The 8892-nt window shown below is 73.1% G+C and carries 10 protein-coding genes; 3 read left to right on the forward strand and 7 right to left on the reverse strand.

Annotation, left to right across the window (positions count from 1 at the left end):
- The 4 genes from TR48_RS37570 to rimP form a co-directional block, all read right to left on the reverse strand.
- Positions 1-291: translation initiation factor IF-2 N-terminal domain-containing protein (locus TR48_RS37570; RefSeq protein WP_042375258.1), on the reverse strand; the 291-nt coding region annotated here is incomplete at its 3' end.
- Positions 292-433: 142 nt separating this feature from the next.
- Positions 434-739 (reverse strand): YlxR family protein, encoded by a 306-nt coding sequence (locus TR48_RS41390; RefSeq protein WP_084730092.1) that lies wholly within the window; start codon positions 737-739, stop codon positions 434-436.
- A 110-nt stretch (positions 740-849) separates the two neighbouring features.
- Complete coding sequence (gene nusA / locus TR48_RS37575; protein ID WP_042375261.1) at positions 850-1857, reverse strand: transcription termination factor NusA; 1008 nt, start codon at positions 1855-1857, stop codon at positions 850-852.
- 34 nt (positions 1858-1891) lie between these two features.
- Entirely contained in the window at positions 1892-2434 is a 543-nt protein-coding gene (gene rimP / locus TR48_RS37580) for a ribosome maturation factor RimP (protein ID WP_042375262.1), read from the reverse strand.
- A gap of 144 nt (positions 2435-2578) precedes the next feature.
- Between rimP and TR48_RS44845 the strand changes: the two genes are divergently transcribed.
- The 3 genes from TR48_RS44845 (at position 2579) to TR48_RS37595 (ending at position 5405) form a co-directional block, all read left to right on the forward strand.
- Positions 2579-3550 (forward strand): ferritin-like domain-containing protein, encoded by a 972-nt coding sequence (locus tag TR48_RS44845; RefSeq protein ID WP_236652517.1) that lies wholly within the window; start codon positions 2579-2581, stop codon positions 3548-3550.
- 229 nt (positions 3551-3779) lie between these two features.
- Positions 3780-4706 (forward strand): aminoglycoside phosphotransferase family protein, encoded by a 927-nt coding sequence (locus TR48_RS37590; RefSeq protein WP_042375264.1) that lies wholly within the window; start codon positions 3780-3782, stop codon positions 4704-4706.
- Positions 4707-4802: 96 nt separating this feature from the next.
- Positions 4803-5405, forward strand: a complete 603-nt coding sequence (locus TR48_RS37595) for a hypothetical protein (protein WP_042375268.1) — start codon at positions 4803-4805, stop codon at positions 5403-5405.
- Here TR48_RS37595 and TR48_RS37600 read toward each other — a convergent pair.
- The 3 genes from TR48_RS37600 to TR48_RS37610 all read right to left on the reverse strand — a co-directional run bounded on the left by TR48_RS37600 (position 5320) and on the right by TR48_RS37610 (position 8727).
- Positions 5320-5928 (reverse strand): GNAT family N-acetyltransferase, encoded by a 609-nt coding sequence (locus tag TR48_RS37600; protein ID WP_063771145.1) that lies wholly within the window; start codon positions 5926-5928, stop codon positions 5320-5322. The two genes, TR48_RS37595 and TR48_RS37600, sit on opposite strands and share 86 nt — an antisense overlap.
- A gap of 96 nt (positions 5929-6024) precedes the next feature.
- Positions 6025-7695, reverse strand: a complete 1671-nt coding sequence (locus TR48_RS44810) for a hypothetical protein (protein ID WP_063771146.1) — start codon at positions 7693-7695, stop codon at positions 6025-6027.
- Between the two features lie 183 nt (positions 7696-7878).
- On the reverse strand, positions 7879-8727 hold the full coding sequence (locus tag TR48_RS37610) for a GNAT family N-acetyltransferase (protein ID WP_439654532.1): 849 nt from the start codon (positions 8725-8727) through the stop codon (positions 7879-7881).
- Positions 8728-8892: the final 165 nt, after the last annotated feature.

The raw sequence follows: 8892 nt of genomic DNA on the forward strand, positions 1-8892 counted from the left end.
GGCCGCGGCGGCGGGCTTGGGGGCACCCGGCTTGGGAGCCACGGGTGCGGCCGGGCGCGGGGCACCCGGCTTCGGGCCGGCACCGGCCGGCTTGGGCGCGGCGGACTTCGCCGACGCGGACTTGGCGGCATTACCGCCACCGAACGCAAGCTCCAGCTTGCGGACAACAGGCGCCTCGATGGTCGACGACGCCGAACGGACGAACTCACCGAGCTCTTGGAGCTTGGCCATGACGACCTTGCTCTCAACGCCCAGATCCTTGGCGAGTTCGTATACCCGGACCTTAGCCACTTCGCTCCTTCTGGTCCGGGTTCTCCGCCGGACCGTCTCTACTGCTTCATGCTCGTACTCATCGCGTACTCATCGAGTGCTCATCGCAATCTCGACCTACTTTCGACTTCGCGAGGTACCTGTTACCTGACACTTCACTGTGCTACCGCTGCCGCGCCGCCGCCTGCGATGCGGCCGCGCGTGCCTCGAGGAACCGCTCGAGCTCTGCGGTGTCCAGCGGCCCCGGCCGGCGTAGCGCCCGCGGGAACGCCCGTCGGCGCACAGCCGACACGAGGCAGCCCGGCTCGGGGTGCAGATACGCTCCCCGACCGGGCGACGTGCCGCGAGGATCGGGGACGCAGACGTCCTCGACCGCCGTGACACGCAGCAGATCGTGTTTGGCCGCTCGCTTCCGACACCCCACGCAGGTGCGTTCCGGGCATGCAGCGGTACGCGTCCGGCCAGACACGTCCAAGTCTACCCCTCTGATGGTCTTCGTTCCGACCCGGTTTATCCGCAGGCGATCAAGCGCTGTGCGACCGGGCCGTTCGTTTGAGTGACTCCCGCGCTAGAACGCGCTCAGACGCCGGAAGCTTCCCCGGACGCCTCGGAGCCCTCGGTGTCGGGCCGGATGTCGATCCGCCAGCCCGTGAGCCGGGCGGCGAGGCGGGCGTTCTGGCCCTCCTTGCCGATGGCCAGCGAGAGCTGGTAGTCCGGCACGGTCACCCGGGCCGAACGGGTGTCGTAGTCGACGATCTCGACCTTCGTCACCCGAGCGGGCGACAGGGCGTTGGCGACCATCTCCGCCGGGTCCTCGGACCAGTCGACGATGTCGATCTTCTCGCCCATCAGCTCGCCCATGACCTGTCGCACCCGGTGGCCCATCGGGCCGATGCAGGCGCCCTTGGCGTTCAGGCCCTGCCGGTCGGTCCACACCGCGATCTTGCTGCGGTGGCCGGCCTCACGCGCGATCGCGGCGATCTCGACGCTGCCGTCGGCGATCTCCGGGACCTCCAGCGCGAAGAGCTTCTTCACCAGGTTCGGGTGGGTGCGCGAGAGCGTCACGGACGGGCCGCGCACGCCCTTCTTCACCGAGACGACGTAGCACTTCAGGCGGAGCCCGTGCTTGTACTCCTCAGTCGGCACCTGCTCCTGCGGCGGCAGAATGGCCTCCATCTTGCCGATGTCGACCAGGATGTTCTTCGGGTCCTTGCCCTGCTGGACCACACCGGTGACGATGTCGCCCTCGCGCCCGGCGTACTCGCCGAAGGTCGTCTCGTCCTCGGCGTCGCGAAGACGCTGGAGGATCACCTGCTTGGCGGTGCTCGCCGCGATCCGGCCGAAGCCGGTCGGGGTGTCGTCGAACTCGCGCGGGGTGGCCCCCTCGTCGACCTCGTCCGGGTCCTCGGTGGCCCAGACCGTCACGTGGCCGTTCTCGCGGTTCAGCTCCACGCGGGCCTTGGTGCGCGAGCCCTCAGTGCGGTGGTACGCAATGAGGAGGGCCGACTCGATCGCCTGGACCAGCAGATCGAAGTTGATCTCACGCTCGCGGACGAGCCCGCGCAGGGCGCTCATGTCGATGTCCATGGCTACGCCTCCTCTTCTCTCTTAAGTTAGGGACTCACGCCTCGTCGGAGGCGTCGTCCAGCTCGATGTCGTCCACAATCTCTTCTTCGGCAGCGGAGTCCTTGCGGTTGAACTCCACCTGCACCCGCGCCTTGCCGATCTCGGTGAAGGCGAGACGACGCTCCGTGGCCTTGCCACGGCCCTTCACCGGCGGGATCTCCAGCAGCACGCCCTCGTCGTCCGACTCCAGCACCCGGCCGGTGACCTCGCCACCGGCGGTCAGCTGGGCCTTCACCAGGCGGGTGGCCGCACGACGCCAGTGGCGCGGCTGGGTCAGCAGGCGCTCGGCGCCCGGGGAGCCGACCTCGAGGCGGTACTCGGACTCGCCCATCAGGTCGGTGGCGTCCAGCGCCTCGCCGAACTCGCGGCTCAGCTCGGCCACGGTGTCCAGGTCCACACCGCCGTCGGCGTCGACCACGACCTCCAGCACCCGGCTGCCCCCGATACGGGCGACCTTGACCTCCTCGAGGTCCGCACCCGCCTTGGCGGCGAGCGGCTCCAGCAGCTCGTGCAGCCGATCGTTCAGGGTGGTGCTCATCCGAATACTCCTCGGCCGCGTCTGCTGTTGTCGGAAGGTCTCAAGTGCGCCCATAGCCTAACCGGTCGGCCCGCCCGCCGCCGATTCGGCACAAATCACCTCGCCACTCACACATGTGTGCTGTACGCGGTAACGTCCCTGCTCATGGCCGCTTCTCTCCGCCGCCGCAGCCTGCTCTCGGCCGGTCTGCTCACCGCCCTCGGCACGCTCACCGCGTGCGGCAGCAGCGCGTCCCCGACGACGCACGCCGGGCACGCCCGGCCGCGGCCGACCCCCGTCGACCCCGACACCGCCGCACGGCAGCGGATCGGCGCCGTGATGACGACGCTACTCGCCGGGTACGACAGCGCCGCGCACCCGCACGCGGAGCTCCGCTTCGGCCTCACGGCCCAGGCCGCCGCGCTGGGGATCACGGCCACAGCCTCCCGGTCCGCCTCGGCCGCCGCTCCCGCTCCCGCCCCGGCTTCGGCGTCGGCCTCCGCCTCCGGATCACCGGCGGCCGGGGTCCGGACGAGTGACGCGTCGCTGGCGAGCGGGGAGGCCGGGCTGGTCGCGCTCTGTTCGACGGGGCTGCAGCTCACCTCCCCCGCCCTCGCCCGGCTGCTGGCCTCGATCGGCGCGGGGGCGGCACAGCGCGCGACGCAACTCGGCGGACGCCTGCCCACCAGCGAGACGCCCGACCTGAGCCGGCTCCGGCCGAGCACGGCGGAGCTGGACGCCTGGCAGGCGTCGCTCGCCGCGGAGCAGGCCACGGTCTACGGCTACGGCGTCCTCGGCGCGCTGCTGAGCGGCGGCCTGCGGTCCCAGGCGACGACCGACTACCAGCTGCACCGCGCCCGCCGCGACGCGCTCGACGCCCTGATCACCTCGGCGGGCGCCGCGCCGCACGCCGGGGCGGCCGCGTACGACCTGCCGTTCCAGGTCGCCGACGCCTCCTCCGCCCGCTGTCTGGCGGCGCTCCTGGAGGACCGCCTCGCCGCGGTCTACGCCAACGCGGTCCAGGCCGGCACGGCCGGCTTCCGCGCCGACGCGGCCGCCCAGCTCCGCGCCGCCGCCGTCCGCTCCGTCGCCTGGGGCGCGGCCCCGACCCCCTTCCCAGGGCTCCCCGAGCGCTGACCGGCACCCTGGGGTCCGGCGTGGATCCGCGGCGTCCCCAGCTCCGGGCGGGAGACGCCCCCGGCCCCACGCGGTGGAGCCCGAGCGCACAGGGCCACCTGCACCGGGCGGTTTCGCACGCCCCTGACCACGGCGGCTCCCTCCGTGCGCAGCCGGGATCTCGGCCTCTTGCCGGGCTCACAGCCGGATGGCCGACAATGGCAGCACCCGATCACGACGAAGGGCGAGCATGACGGCACCTGCCTTCAGCATTCCCGCACGGCTTCAGGACACCGTCCGCTGCTGGGCGTCCGACGCCGGGCAGGCGTGGCTCGACGCGCTGCCGGAGCTCGCGTCGGCCTACCTCGCGCGGTGGGAGCTGACGTTGGAGCGGGTCTGCGAGCCCGGCGGGCAGATCAGCCTGGTGCTGCTGGTGCGGCGGCCCGACGGCTCGCCCGCCGCGCTGAAGCTGGGCTACCCGGACCCGGAGGGCGAGCAGGAGCACGCCGCGCTCGCGCACTGGGACGGGCACGGCGCCGTGCGGATGTACGCCTGCGCGCCCGAGGACCGGGCCATGCTGCTGGAGCGGGCCCAGGGCGAGGTCTCGCTGCGTTCCCTGCCGGAGAACAAGGCGATGCTGGAGGCGCTCGGCACCCTGCGCCGGCTCTGGGTCGCGCCGCCCGAGGCGCACCCGTTCACCACCGTCGCCGACTACGTCGGCGGTCTGCGGGAGGCGCTGACGCGCCGTCGGACGCTGCCCGCCGCGGCGGAGCTGCGGCCGCTGGTCGACGAGGCGCTGGACCTGTCCGCGTCGCTGCTGCAGGACTCCGTCGCCCGCGAGGAGGCGCTGCTGCTGCACGGCGACTACCACCACGGCAACGTGCTGGCCGCCGAGCGCTCGCCCTGGCTGGCGATCGACCCGAAGCCGCTCGTCGGCGAGCGCGCCTACGACCTGGCGTGGCTGGCCCAGGACCGGCTGGAGACCCTGGCCGGCTCGCCCGGGCCGGAGGCCGCCGCCCGGCGGCGGGTCCAGCGGCTCGCCGCCGACGCCGCCGTCGACCCCGAGCGGCTGCGCGGCTGGACCTTGTTCCGCACCGTCGAGGCGGGCCTGTGGAGCCTGGACGTGGGCGACACCCGGCACGCCTCCCTCTTCCTCGAGTTCGCCGCCATGCTGTGACCCGTGCCCTGACCGACCCGCGCCCCGGCCGACCGATGCTCCGACCGACCGCTGCCGCGACCCGACGCCTGACCCCCGACCCGGAGTGATGTTCCTGTGGCAGAGCCGCCACGCCGCCGCCGTCTGACCGACGAGGAGATCGCGCGCGCCCCCCGCTTCAGCCCCTACCTGCTGTTGCCCTGGGTGCTGCTGGCGCTCGTCCCCCTCGTCTCGGACGTGCTGCACGGGCAGTACCCCCGGCCCACGCTGGCGATGCTGGTGCTGGGCGTCTTCGCGGTGCTCTACTGCGGCACCGTCGTCACCGCGCTGCGTCCCGGGCTGCACCACACGCGACTGCCGATGCTGTTCGCGGCGCTGCTGGTCCCGGTCACCGCGCTGCTCGCGGGGGGCCTGCCGCACGCGTTCCTGCTGTACCCGCTGCTGGCCGTCGCCCTGGCCCTGGTCGCACCCGGGCGCTGGTACCTGATGGTGCTGCTGGGCGTCCCCGCGCTGTCGGCGCTCACGCTGTGGATGCGCAGCCAGTACGACGTGATCGTCTACGGCCCGCTGGGGTGCTTCCTCGCGGCGGCGCTGGTGCTGGCGCTGTTCCGGCTCTCGATGGTGACCGAGCAGCTCAAAGAGGCTCGGCGGACCCACGCGGAGCGGCACGCGGAGCACGCTGCGCAGGAGCGTCGTCCGGAGGACGGGACGAGCGCGTAGGCAGCGGCAGCGGCGCGCCCATGACGGCGTAGGGCAGCACGGTGTTGGGGAACAGGACCCGACGGGCCAGGTCCTGGTAGCCGAGCGACCGGTAGAGCGCGCGGGCGGGCGTCTCCCGGTCGACGGCGGAGAGGATGCTGCGCGGCAGCGGGCTGGACCCGCAGAGCGTCGTGATCAGCGCACGGCCGAACCCGAAGCCCTGGTAGCGCGGGTGCACGTGCAACTCGGTGACGGAGAAGGCGTCGTCGAGCCAGGCGTCGTTGCCGTTGGCCGCGAGGTAGGGCTCGATGACGGTGGACCACCAGTGCGTGCGGTCGTTGGGCATCCCGTAGCCGAAGCCGACGAGCATCCGGCCCTGCAGCGCGCCGACCGCGTGGACGCCGGGGAGTTGGGCGTGCCGCTGGACGATCTGCAGCCGCAGCACGACCTCCTCGGGACCGAGACCGAACGCCACCGCCTGCACCTCCAGCGCGGCGGCGGCGTACGCGGCGAGATCGATGGGCTCGATCCGAACTTCGTCCATGGCTGGACGCTACCGCCTCGGACGGACGATCAACCATACGGCCCGGCAGCCGCGAGGCTGACCGGGCCGTGTGGTCGACGGCGAGCGGGACGCGGGTCAGCGCCGCCCGGCGCCGGCCAGCAGGCGGATGGACGAGCCGAGCAACAGCAGCGACAGACCCAGCCCCGCGATCGGCCAGAGCCGCGGGTCGGCTCCGGTGTCGGCGAGCTGTCCCCGCGTCGCCGTAGCCGTGACCTTGCCCCGCGCCGGGCTGGGGACCACGTCGCCGACCAGGGCCAGCGTCGGCGAGCCGGTCGTACCCGCGGCCGCCCGTGAGGCGGCCTGTGCGGCCGTACCCGTGGGCGCGGAGCCCGGCGACGACGAACCGGTGACCATTGTCGTCGCCGTCGCCGCGCCCGTCGGCGGCCCGGCCGGGGCGGGCGCGGTGGCGGTGGCGGAGGGCGACACCGTCGGCGAGACCGAAGCACTGGGGCTCGCCGCCGTCGGGGTCGTCGTCGGGCTCGCCGCCGTCGGGCTGGCAGCGGCCGGCGGGAACTGCTGCGGGCAGCCGAGGTTCTGCAGGGAGGCGGTCAGACGCTGGCTCAGGAAGTCCAGCAGGTTCTGTCCGGCTGTCGGCGAGGCCGCGGCCGCGAAGAGCGCGCCGTCCCGCTTGAGCCGCGCCGCGCCCGCGGTGGCCAGGCGGCGGCAGTAGACCTGCCCGTCCCCCGGGTCCGTTCCAGCGCCACGCCCGACCGGGAGCTGGTCGACGCCCACGCGGTAGAGGTTGGTCTTGCCCCGGCTCTTGACGCCGCCGGGCCCGAGCACCATCGGGTCGTTGGCCGGCACGAGAGCGACGGGCGCGCGCTGGTCCGCCGCGGCCTGGAGCTCGTCGAGAGCCAGGGAGGTGGCGGTGTGACCGGGGTCGGCGAGGTCCGGCGCGGCCCAGGGGGTGCAGCCGAGCGGCGGGTCGACGAACGCGGTGAGCAGCAGGTTGTCACTGCCGTTGAACAGCGCGACCGCGCCCTTGGGGGTGAGCGCCGCGGTGCCCGCGGTGGTCCGCTGGGCGGTGCGGCCGTCGGGCGTGACCAGGTAGGCCGTGGTGACGTTGTCGCTCTGGTCCTGGTCGACGACGCCGAAGTCACGGGTGGTCGGGCAGGGAGCGCCGTCACGGCCGACGCCGGTCCTGGGCGCCCTGAGCCGCCCGGCCCGCTCGGCGCGGTTGGCGGCCGTGAAGAAGGCGGGAGCGTTGCAGTAGGCGAACTGACCGAAGATCGAGCCGGGTGCGCCGTTGACGCAGCGTGCGGCGGTGGTGCCCCCACGCAGCGTCAGATTGTTTCCGTTGAAGCCGAACCAGATGCCGACCACGGCGTGCGCGGGCAGCTTCGGCACGACCGGCTGGCGGGCCGGTCGGGTGCCGCGGTCGATCACCAGGGGGTCGTAGACGGAGACCGCCCCGGTCGCCGGGTTCAGCACGGTGGCCTGGACGAAGGCGGACTGGGCCGGATCGGCCTCGTGGCAGGGGCCCTTGGCCGCGTCGGTCGCGGTGAGCCGGTAGGGGGTGGCCAGACCGGCGGCCGTGAGCGGGCCGTCCGGCACCTGGAGGGTGCAGTCGGGGTTCGGCACGGCGGGGGGCTGGGTGGCGGAGGCCTGGGCGGCGGGGGCGCCCGGTCCGGCGGGGGCTGTCGCGGCGAGGGCGCTGCCCACGAGGGCGACGATGCCCAGGAGAGCGGTCAGCAGGCCGGCCAGCAGGGGGACTCGTCGGCGGGGCTTCCGTCGGTGGTTTAACACGCGCCGTCCTTCCTTCGAGGGCGCCTCGGGGACGGCGACCGACGCGGACGGGTCACGCGCGGTCGGCCGAGGCGAGGACGGCGCGAGTGTATGCATTCCGCATGCCTGAGCGAGAGGGGCGCATCCACAATCGTCACACAAGCACCACGCATGCACACACGACGCTCACATCACGCGCGATTTTCAGAACAGTACGCTCATGAACGCACCGATTTCGGTGAACCCCACCCGGCGGTAGGCGGCGCGTGCGACAACGTTGTAGTCGTTCACGTAGAGGCTGACGACGGGCGCCACCTCGCGCAGCGCCACGTCGACCACGGTGGCCATCCCGCTCTCGGAGTGGCCGCGGCCGCGGAACTCCGGAGCGACCCAGACGCCCTGGATCTGGCAGGCACGTTCCGTCGCCGCGCCGATCTCGGCCTTGAAGACCACGCGGTCGCCCTCGAAGCGCGCGAACGCCCGTCCGCTGGTGACGAGTTCGGCCACCCGGGCGCGGTAGAGCAGACCGCCGTCACCGGCGAGCGGCGAGACGCCGACCTCCTCGGTGAACATCGCGACGCAGGCGGGCAGCAGCAGGTCCATCTCGTCGCGGCGCACCCGCCGCACCCGGGTGTCGGGCGCGATCTCCCGGGACGGCTCCCGGGTCGCCATCAGCGGCTGCCGGGTGCGGACCTCACGGGCGGATCCCCAGTGCGGCTCCAGCAGTGACCACAGTTCGGCGGTGGCCTCGACGGGACCGACGATGGAGGAGCAGCGGCGTCCCTGCTTGCGGGCGCGGTCGGCGAAGGCCTGGACGGCGGCGGAGGAGGCGCTCAGCGGCACCAGGTTGGCACCGGAGTAGCACAGCGCCTCGAGCCTGCCGTGCTCGAAGAATCCCCACATCTCGCCGCCGAGCCGCCAGGCGTCGAGACCGGCCACGGCGACGCGGGCCGCCACGAAGGCGTTCTCGATCGGGTCGCGGTCCAGCACCTCGAGCGCGGCCGGCAGGTCCGCGGGCGTCAGCACACGCGTGGTCGCCACAGAACTGCTCAACACGGGGGCACCCTATCTCCTCGTGCGACCCTGGCGACCCCCTGAGCCAAGGCGCGACCGAACATCAGCCTGGGGTCGACGGTGGCCCGGACGGCCGGTCACGTCAACCCCAGGAAACCGACGAATCACTCGGTGTGCATCACTCGGCGGCGACGACGGTCGGGG

It is taken from the genome of Streptacidiphilus neutrinimicus (genome assembly GCF_000787815.1).
Taxonomy (GTDB): Bacteria; Actinomycetota; Actinomycetes; order Streptomycetales; family Streptomycetaceae; genus Streptacidiphilus; species Streptacidiphilus neutrinimicus.